Genomic DNA, 21,215 nt, shown 5'->3' on the forward strand with positions numbered 1-21,215 from the left:
CCTCAATATATGTAAAATATTAGAGAAAAAAGATATGCAAGATGCATATCTTTTTTCTCTTTCTTACCAGAAAGCTTTTGTTTCGTGATTCACATCATTATAACCACTTAATTTATAGGTATGATTACCGATAGCGTAATCATCTCCATAATAAATGCTTGTGTTGGTCGCTGTAGCACTTACAAAGGATGATTTTTTTGCACTATTACTTTTCGTATTTACTAATGAGCCATCGCCATTGAAAGTTCTTGCTTTTGCATAAACATAGTCTTCGGTCGTAGTTGATTTCGATTTAGCAACTGCATATGGGTTACCAAAAAAGGGAGTATATACGCTAATGTTAGAGTCATTCTTAGGTGCAGCTGCAATAGTCAAACTAGGAACACTAGATGTTTTTGTTGATTGAATTGTATCAAAGTCAACTAAAACGGGCTGCTTGTCTACAGTATCGATCTCTGAAGCACTTGCGTTATTAGTAAAACCAAAACCTAAAACCGCTAACCCTAAAGTTGTCACCGATAAAGATTTTTTCATATTCACTAATTTTCCCACCTTTTTAAATTTTTGAGTTCGAACTCAATTCATACAATATATGAAAATTTCGAAACTCTCAATGGTTTATCCCATACTTAACTTTTCTTTTACTTTCGATTCAACATGTCTTCATTTGCAAAAAAGCGAATATATCTTCTAATGCTTAGCCAGCAAGGGATACAGGTTTAATTTTATGAAATTCATGTAAATTTAAATCTATCCATGTCAGAATCTCTGTTATTTTTAAGTTCATATGGGAAACTTATTAAAAAAAGGATGGTGACAAAAATGACAATCGATCGAATTTGTACAATTGGACCCGCAAGTAATAATAAAGAAACGTTAGTGCAGTTAATAAAGAATGGTATGAAAATTGTTCGACTGAATTTATCGCATGGCACGCATGAAAGTCATAAAGACATCATTCGTTTAGTGAAATCATTAGATGACTCTATTAAATTTTTGGGTGATGTACAAGGACCTAAAATAAGATTAGGTGAAGTGAAGGGAGGGCAAATTACACTTCAGGCAGGAGATTCTTTTATTTTACATACACAACCAGTTACAGGGAGTAATACAGAAGCGAGTGTTGATTATGAAGGAATACCGAATGATGTGAAAGTAGGCAGTAGAATTTTAATTAATGATGGAGAAGTTGAATTAATTGTTGAAAAGATAAGTACGGACAAAATAGAAACGAAGGTAAAAACAGGTGGCAATATCTCATCTCATAAAGGAGTTAATTTACCAGATGCGGCTGTTCGTTTACCAGCTATTACAGAGAAAGATAAAAAAGATATTCAGTTTCTTTTAGAAGAGAATGTTGATTTTATCGCGTGTTCTTTCGTAAGAAAACCTAGTCATATAAAAGAAATACGAGATTTTATACAACAGTATAAAGAAACGTCACCTAATGTAATTGCAAAAATAGAAACGATGGAAGCAATCGAGAATTTTCAAGATATATGTAAAGAAGCAGATGGAATTATGATTGCAAGGGGCGATTTAGGAGTAGAGTTACCGTATCAATGCATTCCGCTTTTACAGAAAATGATGATTCAGGAATGTAATCGAATGAATACATATGTCATTACAGCAACACAAATGCTTCAATCTATGGTAGATCATTCTATTCCAACAAGGGCTGAGGTGACTGATGTGTTTCAAGCTGTACTGGACGGGACGAATGCAGTTATGCTTTCAGCTGAAAGTGCATCAGGAGAACATCCAATCGAAAGTGTGAGAACATTACGTCTCGTTTCAGAATTTGCGGAGCATGTTAAAAAAGATGGACCTTTTGCGATGAAAGATGTACTGCAATTACTGCGTGAGTCTCTGGATGAGTAATAAAAAGAGGGCGGATATGCATCCGCCCTCGTGTTTTTCATTCATACTATTCTTGCTCTTGCTCATCCAAAATCTTTTCAAACGCAGCAGATACTTTATCAAACTCTTCATCATTTTCAATGTATGAAAACTCATTATCTTCTTCTACTTTTAAAAAGAAAATATCAATGTCTTCCTCAGTTTCTGTTTGGATATCTTCAACAAAGGCAACTGCAATATATTCTGCACCTTCGACATCCATCGCTCCAAGTACTTCTACTTCTTGCTCTTCGTTATTCTCATCACTAAGAGTAAACACTTCGCCAACTTCAATATCAGACATATTCATTCTCCTCCTGTTCGACTCTAAAAATAGAGCACTCAAACTGTATACATACTAACATATCTTTCCATGAAAAACCAAATTCATACGTAAGAAAACAATTCATTCTTCTTTAGTATGAGTATACAGCTATTAGGAGCATTATTTGTCTGTGCTATATTACTTAATCCATTCAACAATTGTATCCATAGTCTGTCTTGTTTTATCACGTTTTGGATCTTCTTTACGGTAACCAAAGGCAACCATAACTGATACTTCAAGATTATCGCCTTGTATAATGCCTTCTTGACGAAGTAAGGAGTCTACTTTCTCTTTATCGAATCCTTCTATCGGACAAGAATCAATGCCGATTTGAGCTGCGCTCGTCATCATATTACCTAAAGCAATATAAGTTTGTTTAGATGCCCAATCAAATACAGTACGATCGGATTGTAATAAGTTAAAATCTGTTTCCTGGAACTTTTTGAAGAATTCATATCTAATTTTTTGAGTGTCTTCAGGCAATCCAATAATATCGTTCATCATATATTTAATATACTCTGCATCATAATGCATATCTTTAATGTTTCTTGAAAGAACAATGACGAAATGGCTTGCTGTTGCAAGTTGCCCACCAGCGCCCCATGAATACGGTTGTAGTTTTTCTCTTAATTCTTTATTTTGTACGACAATAAATTTCCAAGGTTCATATCCAAAAGAAGAAGGAGATAATCTGCCTGTTTCTAAAATGAATTTAAAATCCTCTTCTGAAATTTTGTGCATAGGATCGAACTCTTTACATGCATGTCTGAAATGAAAAGCCTCCATAATTTTCTCTTTTGTAATTTCGTTTGTATTTGTCATAAAAGTTCCTCTTTTCGTTAATTTATTTTGTAAGTAAATTATATTTTTAAAGTAACATAGATACAAGTACGCACATTTATGTGTTATAGTATCAAAAAAGATACTATTGTTAAGGGAAGGGATTTATTATGGATTGTTCAAATGAAAAAAATATAAATTACCCATTTTTAAATAAATATTCTTGTCCAGTTGAAGCGATGGTAGAGGTGATTGGTGGAAAATGGAAAGGTGTTATTTTGTATCATTTATTAGATGGGAAAAAGAGGTTTAATGAATTAAAAAGATTAAAACCTAATATCACACAAAGAATGTTAACACTTCAGCTTAGAGAACTTGAAGCAGATGGCATCATACATCGTGAAGTATACCGTGAAGTGCCACCTAAAGTAGAATATTCGTTAACCGACCTTGGTGAATCACTACGTCCAGTGATTCTATTAATGATGGAATGGGCAACTCATAATATGGAGAAAGTTTTGGAGAGTAGGGATACGAAAAATAATAATTAAGAGTTGAAATTGTTTATAGAAGAAATAATTGTAGAAATAAAAGGTGTTTTCATACGTGAAAACACCTTTTATTTTTAAATTTTTTTACTTTTTAACTTCAACTGCTGAAGTTGGAAAATTATTTAAGTTTGCAATTTGACCATACCAATCAGCGTGTTTAAAAACAACACCTTTTCCATATCCGTCCGTTGAAGTACGTTCCCATAGCGTTGTTGAATAGCTAGCAGTGGGGGATGCTGTACGTACAGAAACAATTTGATTTTGCCAACTAGCAGACAAGTTTTTATAACCGCTACTTAGAGAAAAATACTCGCTACCTTGATTTGTGTGTTTATAGAAGTCTGTACTACCAGGTCCGCTTCCACCAACACCAAGGGGAGTGATTGAATTATTCAACCTTTGTTTATCTTTTTCAATAAAAGACTCTAAACTTTCTTTGCTCGAAAATCCATAAGATAACCAGTCTCCATTTTGATTTTGTTTCGGTAGAACTAATGTTATTTTTACGTCTTCCTTTGATGGAGCACTCAATTTGTTAAACGAATCAACAGTCTTTTCATCTACAGTTACATATTCGAAAGAGGAAATCGAATAATCCTTTTCGGTACTAGCTGATACTAATCCCACTCCTCCAGTTAACGACGAAACAGTTAATAATGCACCTGCTATCAACTTTTTAAGCATGGATTCATCTCCTTAAAACTTAGATTTTTTACATAACTAAAATGTATGTTAATTTGAATGTTTTATAAATATTTAGAAATTTATAAAAATTAAACAGAATATTCTTTTATTATCCTGGAGTAAGGAAAGTAATTAAAAATGAAAAAAGGTTTACTTAAAAAGTAAATCCTTTTTGCTGACCTATTTCAAAACTCAATGGATTAAAGTTTCATTTTATCCATCTATGAATCATAAACTTCTTTTGCATTCGTAGAAGCAGCATCTAATATAAGGAAAATGGCTGCTATCATATGTAGAACGATTACTATATAAGGAAAGAAGGCAACTAGAGTAACGATAATGCCGATATAATGAGGGTACGTATTCATGTCTACTTTTTTAGCTAATAAAATAGTAGTGATATGTAACACAATCAATAGAAGTAAAGGTATCCCATATAGGTTAACAAGACTTGGAAATACATAATAACAAGGAAGTAATAAAAGATGATAGATCCCTGTAGTCCACTTTAGTGCTTGTATGTAGGTTTTCAAAGTGAATCCTCCTAAAACAATTCATATCTATATATTGCCAAAAATAATGAATAATTTGATATTATATATTTGTAGCTTTGAGTAGATTATAATTATTTTATGTAAACTAATTATAATCTATAAAATAGAAAAACCACCCAAACGAGGGTGGTTCGTATTATAAATAACTACTTAAAGAAGAAATCGGAACCTTTACCTCACTACCTTCCTTCATATTCCGCAACACAACAGTGTTTGTACTAAGTTCGTCTTCCCCAATAATAAGCACATAAGGGATATTTTCTTTATTGGCATAATTAAGGGCGCGTTTTAATTTGCGTCCTGCTAGTTCAAGTTCGACTTTTAAGGAAGTGGTGGAACGTAATTGCTGGGCAATTTGTAAGCATTGTAACTCAGTCCCGAGTGGGATGATAAATAGATCCGCTGTAGATGAGATTGTTTCTTTCTGCGATAGTGCTGTATAAATAACGTCTAAACCGAATGAAATACCGACTGTTGGATAGTTTATATTATCACCACGGAAAGCTCCGATAATGTTATCGTATCGACCACCGCTACCGATGCTAGATGTAATCGATCCATCTTTTAAAAAGATTTCATATACAGTACCTGTATACATTGTGAGTCCTCGCGCTAAAAACGGGTTGAATATCGTATTTTCATTTATTCCAAGGGCGATTAAATATTGCTGTAATTGTTGTAGTTCGTTTACTCCATCGGCAACGAGTGGATTATTGAAAGCTTCTTTAAAGTCAGCAATAGTAAGCTTTAGACAAGATAATACGGTATTACATATCGTATCAGCCATTTCTTCAGAAATTCCGCGCTCTAATACATCTTTTCGTACACCATCAATCCCAATCTTTTCGATTTTATCTAATGATAAAATGACGTCACTTGTTAACTCAGTAGGGATGTTAATGGCCTGAAGAATACCATTTAACAATTTTCGGTTATTATATTGGATCGTTATCTCTAAGTTTAACGTTCGGAACAGCTCAAACGCCATACTCATGAGTTCCGCTTCTGCCATGACTGATTCTACACCGACTATATCAACGTCGCATTGTATAAATTCACGAAATCTTCCTTGTTTAATTGGCCCATCTCGAAATACTTTCCCAATTTCATACCGTTTAAAAGGGAGGCGGATGTTCTGGTTCATTGCCACGACTTTTGCGAATGGAATAGTTAAATCGTATCGTAACGCAAGGTCACGTTTTCCTTGATCCTCAAGTGTATATATTTCTTTTAATATTTCATCGCCACCACCGTACTTGTAAGACATAAGCTCATACATATTTAACGTTGGTGTCTCTAACGGCTTACATCCGTATCGTTCAAACGTATCTTCACAAGCTCTTTTAATTTTATTTCGCAGCACTTGCTCCTCTGGTAAATAGTCTTTCGTTCCTTTTACATTTTTCATTTCCATTGTAATCACTCCTTTTTTAAATTAAAAAAAGCTATGCAGGTATAAAAATACCCACATAGCTTTATGAACGCTTCGTGGGTCAACAGGAAAAGCCCTGTACCCACGAAGAAAAATTTTTCTTCGGATACACGGCGTTACGTATGATGATGAAGTTGGAAAGAAGTATTAACATTTCGCATTGCAAATCTCTCCTTAACGTAAGTTTTTCCAAATTATATCAGATGATTTTTGAATTATCAATATTTTTAGTTTTGAAAAATACGTGAAGTTATGTAGGAGAAATGGAAAAGGGTGTATAATAAAACTTAATAATATGAAATAACCTTTTAAGGAGAACGTTATGAAAAAAGATAAAACAAATGCGATGCGAATATTAGATAAAGAAAAAATTGAATATTCGATGATGTCATATGATCCAGACGATGGGAAAATTGATGGCGTATCAGTAGCCGAGAAAATTGGACGAGAAGTGAGAGAAGTATATAAAACGTTAATCGCTCAAGGGAATAGTAAAAATTATCATGTGTTTATTATTCCGGTAGATGAGGAACTAAATTTAAAAGCTGCCGCAAAAGCAGTAAGTGAAAAGAAAATTGAAATGATTCCTGTTAAAGATATTACGAAAGTGTCAGGATACATTCGCGGCGGTTGTTCACCAGTTGGAATGAAAAAGCTATTTTCTACATGTATTGATGAAAGTGCCCAATCACTTAATACGATCATTGTAAGTGGAGGGAAAATTGGTATACAAATTGAGCTTAAAGTAGAGGACTTGGCGAAAGTGACGAGAGCGCAGTTTGGTGAGGTAACGAAGTAATGATACATAGGAAAAGAAGTTCTAGTTTTATCCCGCTATTTGCCGGGCAGTAAGACCCTCATCTCAAATTTCAGCGGAAGCAAAGAAATTAGGTGGGGATCAACTGCCCGTAAAAGCCCGATTGGTGAGGGCTGATTAAAGTTTCACTTTATTGAATTTAGATAATAATTTATAGGATAGTTAGTCCGTTATGGGGCTGATTATCCTATTTTATTTACAAACTGGATAAAGATTGAATGTTTAGTTTGATATAGGCATGTAATCTGAATTGTTTGTTTGGCTTTGGGAGAAGGTAAAACCTCGATGCAAGAACTTGAAATAAACAAGCAGGGTTTATTCTTAAAGATAGACAAAGAACAGGAGAGTGTTTTAATGAGGAGTCAAGAAATATCCATAAGAAAGCACAAATTGGGGGATGCCAGTATTTTTGAAAAAACACGCTAATAGTATGCAAGATTTTATACAGTTTTTTGGCTAATCCAGTAACAAACAAGAGCACTAAAACCACGTTAGGATAGGAATGTATATAATATGTATAGATTCATAGAACTAAAAAAGGGTTCACTTGTGAGAGCAGGGTTGTCCTTTTTCCTCGCTAACGCTAATGATGGGTTATGTTAACCTCATATGTATAGAATATACAGTTAACTAAAAATGAAAAGTTTACAATTAAAAATGAACAATAAAAAACAGTAATGTAAAATCACTACTGTTTTTTATTGTTTCTTATAAGTGAATCATTTGTACTCCTGTCTATATAATTTAAACGAATAAATAGCTCCAATAAAGAATACAAAAGCTTCAAATAATATAAAGATTTGACGGAAATTCTCAATATCTTTACCAACTAAAGAAATAAATATAGCATTCATTAGAATTTGAGTAGTAAACATACGAGAAGTAATTTTTAAATAAATAGTATTTGTTCTTTCAACCGGTTTACCAATTTTTTTGTAAATAATAATAAGTGCAATTACTGAACCCAAAAATAGAAGTGCTGTAAGTCCTACAACGATATTAAAATTGGCTGTACTTTCTAACATCCATTTATTTAATAGATCAATCATTATTATCTTCCTTTCCTACATAAGAGAATATTTTGTTCTTCTTTTTCACTATAATAAAAAAAGGAAAAAGAAAACATCGAACTTTCTTACAAACATTCGTGTATTCTTACAGTTTTGTCATTTTGTAAATGTATTCATCGCCCTGTTTTTCACTATTTTCTTTGGAAAACATAGTGAATTACGAGAAAGGGCGCTACAAAATCAACTTCCGAGAACAAAAATTATGTAAATAAGCTGTTCACTGGATTCTCGTAGAAAACTGTGGTGAGATAAAATTTTTGATTTTGTAGCACTTTAAAATCTTAGCTAGAGGGCTATTTATCGGTATCCCACAATAAAAAGGCAGGAACATATCAAATATGCTCCTGCCTTTGATTTTATTAAGTTTAATATCTATGACCTAAATATAATAGAATTTGGAGCTTCTTTTTATTTTAAGTAAATTGGGTAATTAGACTATAACATTAATGTTTATCTTTTAATATCATAATAATATAATGGAGGTGATGTTATATGGCTCTTACTACAGGACCAATTGAAAACGTAGGAAATCAACCTGCTAATGCAAATAGAGTTAGGGTGAAAATCCTTAACCGTACTGCGGGCCCACTTACTGGAGTAGCTAGAGTTTTTAGACTTGACGGTTCATTAGTATTAATTGAACAGGTAAACTTCAATGTGAATTCTAATGCTTCTACTTTTGCAACTCTAAGTTTAGTTCATCCTACTTTTGGACAAGCATTTGAATATGAAGTTCAAATTGTTCCTAATCAACCTGGTGGACTATATAGTGTTTATGGACTAACAGCTGAAAATGTTATTATTACTGCACAACGTGTTGTGAACTCAGAATTGACACAGTTTCTTTAATTAAAATAGATTGGTGCCTATATGGTATCCAATCTATTTTTGTACTTATTCTTTAGAGGAAGAAGGGCTTTATACAAAAATAAAGACTGTTATGGAAAAAGGAAAAGTCGAACTATCATCTTGATTTTTATTATTTCTGTCTTAGACTGTATCTGTTTTGTTGCACGGTTTTCTTTGAATGCTTTTTATTCAAACTGTTTTTTTTAAGTATTTATCAAATATGCATTATTGCATAAATAAATTTAAATTTATAAGTTAATATTAAACTACTTTTAAATTGTAAAGAATATTTTAATAATCTTTATAGGAGAAGGATATTTCTTGTTAAAAGTGAAATTGTTTGGAATGTGAATAAATAAAAAGTTTAGAAGTGATACAGACTGGATAGAGTCTTGTATTAAATAAACAGAAAAGGGGTATGGGTTTCTAAAAGGTTTCGGGAGTTAGAAAGCATTTTTTAGTGAATAGCTTCAAATTATATTTTAAAGGGGAAATGGGTATATGAAGTTTCGAAATACAAAGATTGCTATGATTACACTGTCTTCATTTTTTATTTTAGGTTCTGCATCTCTATCATTCACAGATACTATACACGGTGAAGTAGCTTCTGCATCAGCACAAGAGATTATTGTGAAAAATTATGACGATACATATTATAATAACGCAATAGGAAAAACGGGGTTAGAATTAAAGAAGGAACTGCATAATATTATTGATAATCATACAAAGTTATCATACAGTGCGGTTTGGGAAGCACTAAGAGATACTGATGAAGATCCAAATAATAAAAATAATGTGATACTCTTATATACTGGTCGTTCGCAAGGGAAACTTACGAATGGATCAGGAGTAAATAACTGGAACCGAGAGCATGTTTGGGCAAAATCTCACGGTGACTTTGGAACGACTGCAGGACCTGGAACAGATCTACATCATTTAAGAGCGACGGATGTATCTGTAAATAGTTCACGTGGAAATCTAGATTTTGATAATGGTGGTGTGAATCATTCTGAAGCGACAGAGTGTAAATATGATAGTGATTCTTGGGAACCTCGTGATAGTGTAAAAGGAGATATTGCTAGAATGCTGTTTTATATGGCTGTTCGTTATGAGGGAGACAACGGCGAAATAGATTTAGAACTGAATGAAAAAGTAAACAACAATAAAGATCCATACATGGGGAAACTATCTGTCTTATTAAAATGGAATGAACAAGACCCGGTCGATGATTTAGAGCGAAAGCGTAATGAAGTGATTTTTACAAAATATCAACATAACCGCAATCCTTTTATTGATCATCCTGAATGGGTAAATAAAATCTGGAACTAAGATCTTTAAAGGTATTATATTTTGATAAAAGGGATTGATTATTATGATCAATCCCTTCTTATATTTTTACTAGAATAAATGATTTTTATAGGACTAGTGAGGGAAATAGAATAGATATTTATATGGAACGATAGTACTTATTTATCTAGTTAAGTATTTAGTAAGGTCCCCACTCAATATTCACCCCAACAATAAGAAAAACAAGTCCTATGATAAACCAAATGAGTGCAAGTGGAGCCATGAAACGAATCCATTTTCCATAAGAAATGCCGCTTGCTGCGAGAACGCCCATTAAAACACCGGAAGTTGGATTAAGGCAGTTTATTACACCTTCTCCAAGCATAACAGCTTGTACTGTAACTTGGCGTGTAATGTGCATGAAATCAGCTAATGGAGCTAATATCGGAATAAAAATAACCGATTCTCCTGTTCCGGATGAAATAAGGAAATGTAATGCGGCACTACTTACGTACATACCGATAACACCAAATACAGGGCTTTGTCCTTCAAGAGACTGTGCGAGCTGGTTAACGATAGTATCAAGTAATTTGCCTTGTTCTAAAATGACTGAAATACAGCGAGCCATTCCGACAATTAAAGCACCATAGATAAGGTTTTGGCAGCCATTTAGAAAAGTAGAAGCGATATCGTTTGCTTTCATGCCACCTATTATTCCGGCTGTAATTGCTATGAAAATAAAAGTAGCGGTCATTTCTGCGTCCGTCCAATGTAGCCGAAAAGCGCCTATTAAAAATGCAATTAATGATAAAGCTGAAACGAGTAAAATTAATTTATGACGTATCGTCCAAGGAACTTCTTTTTTCTCTGCTTCTTTTTCGCTTGAAAGAGCGTTACTTGGAAACCAGTTGTCGCCAAGAATGCTTCCTTTATTCGATTTTTTCAAGCGCTTTACATACCAATTAATATAAAGGATAGTGGCAAGTAAAAAAGATATATAGATAGCTGTGCGTAAACCAATTCCCGAAAACATCGGAAGTTCTGCGATCTTTTGTGAAATGCCTAAAGGTGAGGGGGATAAAATAGTAGCGTTAAAACCAGCATAAGTGCCTAAATAAATAATTGCTACACCGACGATAGCGTCCCATTTTAATGTGCGTGCAACGATGATACCGATGGGGATAAAACCGATAACTGAATTAACGATAATGCCAGTCGTTCCAAGAATAGAAAAAAGTGCGGCAACGATACAAATGAAAAGTAATTGCTGATTACGAAATTTGTTAATAACATGATAGATTAAACCGTCAAGAGCACCTGTTTTTTCAAGAATGGCAATGGCACCGCCTGTAAATAAAATTAAAAAGATGATCGGAGCAGCAAGTGTCATTCCTTTTTCAATAGCGGTAAAAAAAGAAACAAATCCTACAGGTGATTGCGGAACAGAATGATAGCTACCTGGTATTGTCGTTGTAACGGTCCCGTTTGTAACTCTTTTAAATTCTCCAGCAGGAACGAAATACGTAGCAATGGCGCAAAGTAAGGCAATAAAAAATAGTAGTACGTACGCATCAGGCATTTTAAACTTTTGTTTACTAGGTTGTTTTTTTGCCTCAGTTTGTATTTGCATAAAATTCCTCCTTCTTCACTTAATTAATTTTAATATTCTGAATTCAATCCGTGAAATAGATTATAATAAAGGTAGCTTCTTAAGGCAATAGTTTTTGTATCCTTTTCCCGTACATATAAATTATTGCAATATTAGACAGGGAAACGATAATAAGCCAAGAATATGTTATGTAGAAAGAAAAAGGAAAAGAGGGAACAAGATGTGGAAAACTACAGATCTATGTGATGAATTTGAAAAGGAATTACAAATATGTCGCCAGTCTTTTCGGTCTTTTGGGAAGAAAGAACAATTCCACGGGAAAATTGCAACTGTAAAAGTGAAAGATGATAATGTACTAGTGAAGGAAGGATTGCAAACATTACCAGAAGGAACAGTATTAGTTGTTGATGGCGGAGCGTCTAGGAATTGTGCGTTACTTGGTGATAATTTGGCAGCTATTGCGGAAGAAAGAAAGCTAGCAGGAATTATTGTGAATGGGTATGTTCGTGATTCTAGTGAACTAAAGAATATTAATATTGGTATTTTAGCGTTAGGGACAATGCCAAATAGAAGTGTGAAAGAAGGAAAAGGAGAACGAAATATTTCATTGCATTTTGGACAAGTGGATTGGAATCCAAATGAATATGTTTATGCGGATGAAGATGGCGTCATTATTAGTGAAAAGAGTTTACATAGTTAAGAGTTAATAAGTTATTATTCTTAGAAAATAAATCCGATAAAGCATGGACAAAATTCTTTGTCAATAGTAAAATAATACAGAAATTTAAAATTTACAGAATGTATAGGTTTATCGTTTTACGATAACTTAAATGGGAGTAAGTTGTGCCAAGAAAAGTGAATGTTATCACAATGATACGTTCATAAACAAAATTATTTTTCCTATACAAATATAGCCGCGAATAATGCGGGTAGGAGGTGTTGTACATTTTTGTTCGACACTTACAAAAAGAGAGTGTCAATCGCACGCCCTTGAAGGGCCTTTTTTTGTGTAAATGGTAGTAAGGGAGGAAATTTTGGGATGGCAATGTTGAAAAAGTGGCTGCTTACGTCGTTAATGGCAGTGACACTTGTATTTGTTTCTTTTGCGAATACAGTACATATTACGTTTGCTGAAGAAAATACAGCAAAACTTGCAATTATTGGGGAATCACAAAAAGGCATTATGTTATGTCCGAAAGAAGAGCAAATTAAAGATGGGGAAACAGCTTTAAGTTTGCTGCAAAAGGTCATGGGGGACAAGGTAGAATCTGAAACGATGTCGTTTGGAACATATGTAAAAGGAATCGATGGTTTAATGGCCGGGGCTACAAGTGCTTGGCTGTATGATGTAAATGATAAGTCTGCAGAAGTCGGAGCAGATAGTTATAAATTAAAATCTGGAGATGTTGTTGTCTTTCGCTTTGTTTCAGACTGGAGCAATATAAGCCAGGAAACATTGAAAGAAACGTTAGATAAGTTCGGGACGTGTAAAACAGAAGAACCTAACGGTGGCAAAACAGAAGAACCAGAACCAGAAGGTGAAAATGGTAAACCGACAGTCGATCCAAAACCGGAAGATGAAAATGGTAAACCGACAGTCGATCCAAAACCAGAAGGTGAAAATGGTAAACCGACAGTTGATCCAAAACCGGAAGGTGAAAATGGTAAACCGACAGTTGATCCAAAACCAGAAGGTCAAGATGATAAAAAAACAGAACAACCACAGCAAGAGAACATTCAAGTTCCAAGTGCACAATTAAATGAAGCCATTTCTAAAACATCAGACAAGATGTTACAAGATGGAATTGAAAGTGACTGGGTATCTGTAGCGCTTTCTCGTTCTGGAAAGAATGTGCCAATTGAGGCAAAATTAAATTATGTTAAGTCAGTAACTGAAAAAGTAGAAAAGCGTATTAACCGTTTTTCAGCGACAGATTTAGCTAGAACAATTATTATGATGAATGCAATGAGTGCAGACCCTAAAAATGTAGGTGGACATAATTTAGTTCAAAAATTGTATGAGTCAGATAAAGTGAATTCTGTTACAGGTTATGCATTTGCTTTACTTGCATTTGATACGAAGAAGTATGAGATTCCAGTTGAATCAAAATGGAACAGAGTTGCTCTAGTGGAAGCACTGTTAAATAATCAGCATACAGACGGTGGATGGACTTATAATAGTTCAGGTAGTAAAGATAGTGCTAGTAGTGTTGATGTAACAGGTATGGTTTTATCAGCATTAGCTCCTTATCAAGAGCGATCAGATGTGAAACCAGCTATACAAAAAGCTGTTGCGTATTTATATAACGAACAGCTGCAAAATGGCGGTTTTTCAGCTGATGGACAAGAAAATTCAAATAGTACTGCGCAAGCAATTATTGGATTATCGCTTGTTAAAGATGTAGATCAAAATCGTCTTCATAAGGCAATGCAAAACCTATTATCATATCAACTTTCAAATGGTGAATTTAAATGGTTACCAAGTGATCAAAATGGTAACGGAATGGCTACAGAACAGGCTCTTTTAGCATTACTTCAATTTAAGGAAATGGGAAAATCTATTTATGATTGGTCTAATGTAGACGCTGGTGATGTAATTAAGCCAAAACCGATTGAAGAGCCAGAAAAGGTCGTTGAACCAGAAAATAATGTAGTAGAAAAAGAAGTTATTGAAGAACCGAAAGAACAAAAACAAGTACAACAAGAAACAAAAGATGAAAATCTAAAAGTAGTTGTAGATAACGAACCGGTTAAGAATAAAAAAATCGGAAACGATAACAGTCTACCAAAAACAGGAGCATCTTCTCATAGTGCAGCAACAGAAGTAGGTATGGGTGTATTATGTATTGCTTCTGCATATGTATTATGGAGACGTAAAGCAGCTTAACAAAAAATTAGGAGCAATTATTTGCTCCTAATTTTCGTATGAAAGGTGAGAGATAGGATGAGTAAGGTGAAATGGTTCATTTCTTTACTGCTTTCGCTCGGGCTACTTGCCGGATGTGAAGAGGCAGCTGTAAAGCCTGAGAAGAAGGTAGAACCGAAGCAAGAAGAGGTAGCGAAACAAGAAGAACAAAAAGATGAAGCGAAGCCGGAAGAAAAAACAGAAGAAAAGCAAGCTGAATCAGAGCAAAAGCAGCAAGAAGAACAGAAAGAGAAACAAGAACAAAAAGTAGAAGAGAAGCCGAAAGAGGAAAAGTCGCAGGCACAACCAGAGGTAAAGAAAGAAGAGAAACAACAGGAACAACCGAAAGAACAGCCGGCTGTAAATAAGCAACCAGAGCAGCAACAAGCACAAGAAGAGAAACAACAACCGAAAGCACCAGAAGTAAAAGAAGAAGCAAAGGTTGTGAATCAGCCGAAAGAAACACCGAAGCAGGAGCAAAAGAAAAAGCCAGAAGAGAACAATAGTGTACCAGCTCCACCAACACCGGTACCACCACCAAACCCAGTGCCACCACCAGTACCACCAGTACCTAAAGCAAAACAAGTAACAATCTCGGTAAAAGGAAATAACGGATATATAATGGGTGCGAAAAAGATGGATGTACAAGATGGCGATACTGTGTATAAAGTATTACAACGTACAGGATTAGATGTTGATGCAAGCGGATCTAGAGATAGTATTTATGTAAAAGGTATTAATGATTTATATGAAAAAGATATTGCGGATACTAGTGGATGGAAATATCGTGTGAACGGTGCTTTTCCAAACCATAGTGCTGGTGTAGCTACGGTAAAACCAGGAGATACAATTGAGTGGGTATACGTATTACAATAAGAAAGGCATTCGGTAAAGGGCTATGAAAATAAGTTTTTCTTCTTTACATCCTTTTGTGAATTTTTTCTATTATATCGGGGTGATGATACTATGTACGATGTGTCTTCATCCTCTTTTTTTAATTGGAGCAATAGTATTAATTATTATGTTAAATGTAATGCAAGGAAATAGCGAAAAGATAAGAAAGATGCTACCGAGCACAATTGTTTTCTTCTTTATGGTAATTTTATTTAATTCGTTATTAACGCATAGAGGTCGAACTACGTTATTTTGGTTAGGTGATAGCCGTATTAAGCTTGAGGCGATTATGTTTGGAATAGTAATGGGGTTATTACTAGTTGCAGTTATGTTTACGTTTGCGTCATACAATGATATTATTTCCAGTCATAAATTTTTATATTTGTTTTCAAGAATTTCACCGAAAGTTGCATTGTTAACGATGATTACAGTGAGATTTGTTCCTTTGTTTATAAGGCGATTAAAGAAAATCACACTCGTTCAAAAGACGAAAGGTGTGCAGGTAGATTCAGGTTCGATAATTGAACGCGTCAAAAATGGTATGCAATTGCTGCAAGTATTATTAATTTGTTCATTAGAAGATGCACTGCAAACGGCAGATTCTATGCAAGCTCGTGGATTTGGTGTAACGAAGCGTACGACGTATATTCGCTATAGAATGGAAAGGCGTGACTGGTATACGCTCAGTTATTTAATCATTCTATTTATAGCTGCTATTATATGTAGTAATTATGGCGGAGGGAAATTGATTATTTATCCGAAAGTCGAATCGATTTTATTTCAACAATACGACGGGATGATGTTTGTCGTATTTACGATGTTTATTAGTTTACCAATTATAATGGAAGGGAGAGAATGGATATGGTGGCGCATGCAGAAATAAACAATTTATCATTTGTATATGCTGATGAAAACGAATATGCGTTACAGCATATTTCTCTTTCTGTTCAAAAAGGTGAGTTTATTGCACTTGCTGGAGGATCGGGATCTGGGAAGACGACGTTATTAAAACATTTTAAAAAGGAGTTACTTCCAATTGGTTCGCGTTCTGGAGAGATATTTTATGAGGGTGTTTTAATAGAGGAAGTATCTGATTTGTTATCTGCCCAAGAAATTGGGATGGTATTTCAAAACCCAGAAAATCAGATCGTTATGGATACAGTAATTCAAGAATTAGCATTTTCTTTAGAAAATATCGGATTATCATCACATATTATTCAAAAAAGAATAGCAGAGCTTATTAGCTTTTTAGGATTTCAAGATTTATTGCATCAATCTGTTCACACGTTATCTGGTGGGCAAAAGCAACTTGTTAATCTAGCTGCGGTATTAGTTATGCAGCCGAAATTGCTATTATTAGATGAACCGACAGCGCAGTTAGATCCAATCGCTGCAAAAGAGTTTTTAGGATTATTAAAACGGATTAATGAAGAACTTGGAATTACGATTATTTTAAGTGAACATCGTTTAGATGAAGTTATCCCGCTTGCAACACGCGTTGTTTGTATGGATAATGGCCGTATTATGTATGATGGTAGTCCTAAAATTGTTATTACGGATATGTGGGGAGTAGAAACATTCCGTCCATTTATTCCGCAAATTCCAAGGCTATTTTTAGAGTGGAATGTGAGAGATATTCCGTTTACAGTGCGAGAGGCGCAAATGAAAATGAATGATTTTGCAGCGATATCATATGTAAATGAGCCAATAGCACAAAGTGAAAAGCAAGAGGTAATTTTAAGCGCAGAGCATATTTCGTTCCAATATGAAAAAAATAGTCCGCTTATTTTACGTGATTTATCAGTTTCGATTGAAAAAGGAAAATGGGTAGCACTCGTTGGGAAGAATGGTACAGGTAAGTCTACACTGTTAACGATTTTAGCAGGATTACAAAAAGCGAGAAGAGGGAAAGTAAAGTGGAACGGAAAAGTAATACATAAAATTGATTCGAAAGAACGTTTTAAAAGTATTGGGTATGTATCGCAGCATCCGTATTATCATTTTACATTTGATACAGTATGGGACGAGGTTTATGAACGTGCACGTGAATTATACGGAGAACAAGGAAAAGAAATAGCAGAAGATACGCTAAAACAGTTTTGGTTGTATTCGCTTAAAGAACGCCATCCGCACGATTGTAGCGGAGGAGAGCAACAATTACTTGCGTTATGTACGACGTTATTATCAAAGCCGACTTTATTATTACTGGATGAACCGACAAAGGGATTAGATCCGTGGAAGAAAGAAAGAGTAGGAGAGCTATTTAGGAAGCTACAAAAAGAAGGTACAACAATTGTAATGGCAACGCATGATATTGAGTTTGCAGCGAAATACGTTGATCAATGTATGATGCTATTTGATGGAACAGTCATTATGAATGATGCACCGAAAGAATTTTTTAGCGGCAACTTCTTTTATACAACATCTATTAACCGATTCATTCGAAAAGAATTGCCATATGCATTAACGTGGGAGGATGTGTACGAAGCTTGTCCAAACGATATGTTGCATTCATAATATGTATCTTTGCAGTAATAATCGGCACATTACTCTTTACGACACTTGTCATGGACGGTTATTACATGTTAAGTAGTTTGTTTATATTAGCGGTTATTATGTTACCTTTCTATATCCGTTTTGAAAGAAAGGCGTTTGTTTCACGTGAAATTGTTCTCGTTGCTGTATTAGCGGCAATTGCAGCAGTAAGCCGGGTGCCATTTTCTATTTTACCAAGTGTACAACCAACTTCTTTTGTCATTATCGTTTCTGCAATTGTCTTTGGAAGTGAAACTGGTTTTATGATTGGTGCTACAGCAGCAATTGTATCTAATATTTTTTTAGGACAAGGTCCGTGGACACCGTGGCAAATGTTTTCGTGGGGCATGATTGGTTTTATAGCAGGTTTACTTCGTAATACATTTTTTATGAAAAAGCTATGGGGGAGACTTCTTTACGGAGTAATTGTTGGCTTTTTATTTGGCTGGATTATGAATTTCTGGGGCCTTCTCGGTTTTATACGAGAAGCAACATGGGAAACTGTCATTTCGTATTATATCGCAAGTTTTTACTTTGATTTGAGCCATGCGATTTCGAATGTTATTTTCTTATTACTATTTAGTACTTCATGGATTACAATTCTTACAAGATTTAAAAAGAAATACGGTATATTAGATGAGCATAACGTGACATAGAAAAGCATACTCATATAAGGTAGGGTCGCGACTTACATATTCGTTTGCCTCTTTCATGCTTCTTACATAATGTAAGGAGCATTTTTTTGTCAAAAAATCGATTCAATATGCATCCGCTATTATATAAAATTATTTGTATAATTGTAGGTGAGAACTTTTTTCAAAAGGGAGGTGTATAGTTAATGAAGTTAGTTATTCCGAAGCAACATGGTGCATGGGCGATGCTTGCTATACCATTTCTATTAAGTGTCATACTTGGAAAACCTACTATTTATCATATTCCATTGTTTTTAGCATGGTTCTTTATCTATTTAGCCACGTATCCATTTCTTACGTACATAAAGCAAAGACGAAAAAAAGAGTTTTTACAAGCTGCCATTGTTTATTTTATTATTGCGTTCCTATTTGGGACGATTTCTTTATTATATGAGTGGCGAATTCTTTTATTCGTAATAGTAATGATTCCATTATTTATAGTGAATATGTATTACGCTCGTCAAAAAAATGAAAGAGCACTATTAAATGATATTTGTGCGATTATTGTGTTTTGTATCGGTGGGTTAATTAGTTATTACTTTTCAATGAAGCAAATCGATCATACAGCTATATTCATTGCACTTATTTCATTTTTATACTTTTTAGGTAGTACGTTCTATGTGAAAACGATGATTCGTGAAAAAAATAATCCGAAGTATCGTCTTATATCTTGGGGATATCATATCGTATTAACGATAATTGTATTTGCGATTAATCCGTGGTGTTCTCTTATTTTTATACCAAGTGTCATTCGAGCAATTGTGTTGTATGGCAAAAAAATTTCTATTATAAAAGTAGGAATTTTAGAAATTGCTAATTCTGTATATTTTTTAATCATAACGGCAATAATTATGAAGTATGCCATTTGAAAAAACTTCCCATCAATTGATGGGGAGTTTTTAATCTTTTTCTAAAATGTGAACGGTGTACTCACAACGTTGAATAGCTTGTTCAACAGCATAAAGTGATTGTTCAATACGAGCGCGATTAAAATCTTTTTCAACTGTTTCGAGCGCTTCTTCTAAACAATTTTTAGCTTCTTGTAATGATTGAAAAGAATCTTGTACATATCCGCGAGCATTTTGATGCATTTCATAATCCTCCTTGCGTGTTCGTATATGGGTAGTATGAACAGTAAGGAAGAAAATATAATTTATTATATTTGTTTGACAATTAAAGTGGAATTACGTATAGTAAGAATTAAGTGAATATTTTCTTATCCAGAGAGGTGGAGGGACTGGCCCGATGAAACCCAGCAACCGCGATGCAGGTGCTAATTCCAGCAGAACATATTTGTTCTGGGAGATAAGACGAAGATATATACGTAACTTCTTCTTATCGGAGAGGTTTTTTTATTGCAAAAAAACCGATTACGAAAATTTATATTAAGAAGAAAGGGGTTGCGCATTACTGTGACACTCGAAAAATACGTAAAACTGCGTAGTACAGTTTATGAATATATGATAGAGCAAGATAAGCCGATATCATTGTTAGATATTCAAGAACATATCGTTTCGCATCATGAAGGAAAATTCACGAAAAAGATGTTGCATCAATTTTATTTATCAAGATTATTAGACGAACTAAAACTGGATGGGAAAATTACATTAGCTGATGAATATCTCTATGCTGAAAAAGGGGTATTGTATAAGGCGAGAAAAGGGAGCTAAGCTCTCTTTTTTTCTTAAAATAACGGAAGTATGTAGAGTAAAAGACTGCTAAAGCAGCCTGATACAGGGAATGGTGTTGAGTGTGTAGTGTCAAAAATTGAATGTGCCTGAAAGAGGCAATTCATATCGGCTGCAAATGAAAAGAGACACCTTCGCCGAATAGGTGTCAGTCGTTTTGTCACGTAGACTTGCTACTTAACAGTAATTAGAATAACATGCAGGATTTTTGAAGTCAAAAGGGAATTAAAGGAAGGGGTACAATTATGTACGCTTACTTATTAAAAGATATAACGAAATGGATCCCAAAGTACATTGTAGATAAGGGATATGAATATTATGAAGATGGGCATGTAGAAGATGTTGAAATACAAGATAAAAAAGTGTTTGCTTTCGTTACTGGAAATGCAGGGAATTATGAAGTAGTTATCGATCTCGAAGGTTTTTCAGAAAGTAACTGTGAGTGTCCCTATGAAAATTATTGTAAACATATGGCGGCAGTTGTTTATGATATTCAAGGTGCTGGTGAGAGTGCAGTTAAAGAGAAACTGAAAGATTTAGAAAAAGAAGAGTTACTTATATTATTAAATCGATTGTTGCAAAGTTCGAAAAACGTACAAATTGTAGAGAAGATGTTAAAGAAGTGGAAACTTTAACGTATAGAG

General features: G+C 34.3%; 24 protein-coding genes and 1 riboswitch. Of the genes, 15 read left to right on the top strand and 9 right to left on the bottom strand.

Going from position 1 to position 21,215, the window contains the following annotated elements; genetic code table 11:
• Positions 1-63: 63 nt before the first annotated feature.
• A complete protein-coding gene (locus GBN78_RS17400; RefSeq protein WP_001056346.1) occupies positions 64-540 on the bottom strand; it encodes a hypothetical protein in 477 nt (158 codons plus the stop codon).
• Positions 541-822: 282 nt separating this feature from the next.
• Between GBN78_RS17400 and GBN78_RS17405 the strand changes: the two genes are divergently transcribed.
• On the top strand, positions 823-1,881 hold the full coding sequence (locus GBN78_RS17405) for a pyruvate kinase (protein ID WP_141491158.1): 1,059 nt from the start codon (positions 823-825) through the stop codon (positions 1,879-1,881).
• Between the two features lie 46 nt (positions 1,882-1,927).
• Here the strand turns inward: GBN78_RS17405 and GBN78_RS17410 are convergent, their stop codons facing one another.
• Positions 1,928-2,209 carry a DUF1292 domain-containing protein gene (locus GBN78_RS17410; RefSeq protein ID WP_002005464.1) on the bottom strand — a complete coding sequence of 94 codons (282 nt, stop codon included), beginning with the start codon at positions 2,207-2,209 and terminating at the stop codon, positions 1,928-1,930.
• Positions 2,210-2,362: 153 nt separating this feature from the next.
• Positions 2,363-3,046, bottom strand: coding sequence for an NAD(P)H-dependent oxidoreductase (locus GBN78_RS17415; protein ID WP_000185718.1), 684 nt, complete (start codon positions 3,044-3,046; stop codon positions 2,363-2,365).
• A gap of 128 nt (positions 3,047-3,174) precedes the next feature.
• Here GBN78_RS17415 and GBN78_RS17420 point away from each other — a divergent pair, with 128 nt between their 5' ends.
• Positions 3,175-3,555: a winged helix-turn-helix transcriptional regulator gene (locus GBN78_RS17420; protein ID WP_000340642.1), complete on the top strand. Its 381-nt coding sequence runs from the start codon at positions 3,175-3,177 to the stop codon at positions 3,553-3,555.
• An 84-nt stretch (positions 3,556-3,639) separates the two neighbouring features.
• Here GBN78_RS17420 and GBN78_RS17425 read toward each other — a convergent pair whose 3' ends face one another.
• From GBN78_RS17425 to GBN78_RS17435, 3 genes are all read right to left on the bottom strand, one after another.
• The gene (locus GBN78_RS17425) at positions 3,640-4,239 is read right to left on the bottom strand and encodes a hypothetical protein (RefSeq protein ID WP_086410529.1); all 600 of its coding nucleotides are present in this window, start codon (positions 4,237-4,239) and stop codon (positions 3,640-3,642) included.
• Positions 4,240-4,460: 221 nt separating this feature from the next.
• Complete coding sequence (locus tag GBN78_RS17430; protein WP_025966658.1) at positions 4,461-4,772, bottom strand: hypothetical protein; 312 nt, start codon at positions 4,770-4,772, stop codon at positions 4,461-4,463.
• Positions 4,773-4,929: 157 nt separating this feature from the next.
• Positions 4,930-6,207: a histidine--tRNA ligase gene (locus GBN78_RS17435; RefSeq protein WP_098293681.1), complete on the bottom strand. Its 1,278-nt coding sequence runs from the start codon at positions 6,205-6,207 to the stop codon at positions 4,930-4,932.
• Positions 6,208-6,547: 340 nt separating this feature from the next.
• On the opposite strand from GBN78_RS17435, the gene ybaK reads away from it, so the two are divergent.
• Both ybaK and GBN78_RS30240 read left to right on the top strand, forming a co-directional pair.
• Positions 6,548-7,024 carry a Cys-tRNA(Pro) deacylase gene (ybaK, locus tag GBN78_RS17440; protein WP_098293682.1) on the top strand — a complete coding sequence of 159 codons (477 nt, stop codon included), beginning with the start codon at positions 6,548-6,550 and terminating at the stop codon, positions 7,022-7,024.
• Positions 7,025-7,327: 303 nt separating this feature from the next.
• The gene (locus tag GBN78_RS30240) at positions 7,328-7,468 is read left to right on the top strand and encodes a hypothetical protein (protein ID WP_001156924.1); all 141 of its coding nucleotides are present in this window, start codon (positions 7,328-7,330) and stop codon (positions 7,466-7,468) included.
• A gap of 293 nt (positions 7,469-7,761) precedes the next feature.
• Here the strand turns inward: GBN78_RS30240 and GBN78_RS17445 are convergent, their stop codons facing one another.
• Positions 7,762-8,091: a hypothetical protein gene (locus tag GBN78_RS17445; RefSeq protein WP_000566272.1), complete on the bottom strand. Its 330-nt coding sequence runs from the start codon at positions 8,089-8,091 to the stop codon at positions 7,762-7,764.
• Between the two features lie 513 nt (positions 8,092-8,604).
• On the opposite strand from GBN78_RS17445, the gene GBN78_RS17455 reads away from it, so the two are divergent.
• Together GBN78_RS17455 and GBN78_RS17460 are read left to right on the top strand one after the other, a co-directional pair.
• The gene (locus tag GBN78_RS17455) at positions 8,605-8,961 is read left to right on the top strand and encodes an ATPase (RefSeq protein WP_098293683.1); all 357 of its coding nucleotides are present in this window, start codon (positions 8,605-8,607) and stop codon (positions 8,959-8,961) included.
• Between the two features lie 501 nt (positions 8,962-9,462).
• Positions 9,463-10,290, top strand: a complete 828-nt coding sequence (locus GBN78_RS17460; protein ID WP_000672182.1) for an endonuclease I family protein — start codon at positions 9,463-9,465, stop codon at positions 10,288-10,290.
• A gap of 157 nt (positions 10,291-10,447) precedes the next feature.
• Here the strand turns inward: GBN78_RS17460 and GBN78_RS17465 are convergent, their stop codons facing one another.
• Positions 10,448-11,878 (bottom strand): YfcC family protein, encoded by a 1,431-nt coding sequence (locus tag GBN78_RS17465; protein ID WP_152127564.1) that lies wholly within the window; start codon positions 11,876-11,878, stop codon positions 10,448-10,450.
• A gap of 199 nt (positions 11,879-12,077) precedes the next feature.
• Here GBN78_RS17465 and rraA point away from each other — a divergent pair, with 199 nt between their 5' ends.
• From rraA to GBN78_RS17500, 7 genes are all read left to right on the top strand, one after another.
• Entirely contained in the window at positions 12,078-12,557 is a 480-nt protein-coding gene (gene rraA, locus GBN78_RS17470; RefSeq protein WP_000266033.1) for a ribonuclease E activity regulator RraA, read from the top strand.
• 339 nt (positions 12,558-12,896) lie between these two features.
• Positions 12,897-14,744: a DUF4430 domain-containing protein gene (locus GBN78_RS17475; protein ID WP_152127565.1), complete on the top strand. Its 1,848-nt coding sequence runs from the start codon at positions 12,897-12,899 to the stop codon at positions 14,742-14,744.
• Positions 14,745-14,801: 57 nt separating this feature from the next.
• Positions 14,802-15,638, top strand: coding sequence for a DUF4430 domain-containing protein (locus GBN78_RS17480; RefSeq protein WP_098781513.1), 837 nt, complete (start codon positions 14,802-14,804; stop codon positions 15,636-15,638).
• A gap of 22 nt (positions 15,639-15,660) precedes the next feature.
• A complete protein-coding gene (locus GBN78_RS17485; protein ID WP_042972985.1) occupies positions 15,661-16,539 on the top strand; it encodes an energy-coupling factor transporter transmembrane component T in 879 nt (292 codons plus the stop codon).
• Positions 16,512-18,173, top strand: a complete 1,662-nt coding sequence (locus tag GBN78_RS17490) for an ABC transporter ATP-binding protein (protein WP_152127566.1) — start codon at positions 16,512-16,514, stop codon at positions 18,171-18,173. Before GBN78_RS17485 ends, GBN78_RS17490 begins: the two co-directional genes overlap by 28 nt.
• Positions 18,146-18,847 (top strand): ECF transporter S component, encoded by a 702-nt coding sequence (locus GBN78_RS17495; RefSeq protein ID WP_000044901.1) that lies wholly within the window; start codon positions 18,146-18,148, stop codon positions 18,845-18,847. Before GBN78_RS17490 ends, GBN78_RS17495 begins: the two co-directional genes overlap by 28 nt.
• Before the next feature lie 182 nt (positions 18,848-19,029).
• Positions 19,030-19,752, top strand: a complete 723-nt coding sequence (locus GBN78_RS17500; protein WP_098293688.1) for a YwiC-like family protein — start codon at positions 19,030-19,032, stop codon at positions 19,750-19,752.
• A 30-nt stretch (positions 19,753-19,782) separates the two neighbouring features.
• On the opposite strand, the gene GBN78_RS17505 is transcribed toward GBN78_RS17500, so the two are convergent.
• Positions 19,783-19,974 (bottom strand): hypothetical protein, encoded by a 192-nt coding sequence (locus GBN78_RS17505; protein ID WP_000554032.1) that lies wholly within the window; start codon positions 19,972-19,974, stop codon positions 19,783-19,785.
• Between the two features lie 122 nt (positions 19,975-20,096).
• Positions 20,097-20,195: riboswitch (SAM riboswitch) on the top strand.
• Between the two features lie 100 nt (positions 20,196-20,295).
• On the opposite strand from GBN78_RS17505, the gene GBN78_RS17510 reads away from it, so the two are divergent.
• Both GBN78_RS17510 and GBN78_RS17515 read left to right on the top strand, forming a co-directional pair.
• The gene (locus GBN78_RS17510; protein WP_000171476.1) at positions 20,296-20,553 is read left to right on the top strand and encodes a hypothetical protein; all 258 of its coding nucleotides are present in this window, start codon (positions 20,296-20,298) and stop codon (positions 20,551-20,553) included.
• A 263-nt stretch (positions 20,554-20,816) separates the two neighbouring features.
• Positions 20,817-21,206 carry an SWIM zinc finger family protein gene (locus tag GBN78_RS17515; protein ID WP_070183961.1) on the top strand — a complete coding sequence of 130 codons (390 nt, stop codon included), beginning with the start codon at positions 20,817-20,819 and terminating at the stop codon, positions 21,204-21,206.
• Positions 21,207-21,215 lie beyond the last annotated feature (9 nt).

It is taken from the genome of Bacillus sp. B2-WWTP-C-10-Post-4 (assembly GCF_009183805.1).
Lineage (GTDB): Bacteria > Bacillota > Bacilli > Bacillales > Bacillaceae_G > Bacillus_A > Bacillus_A cereus.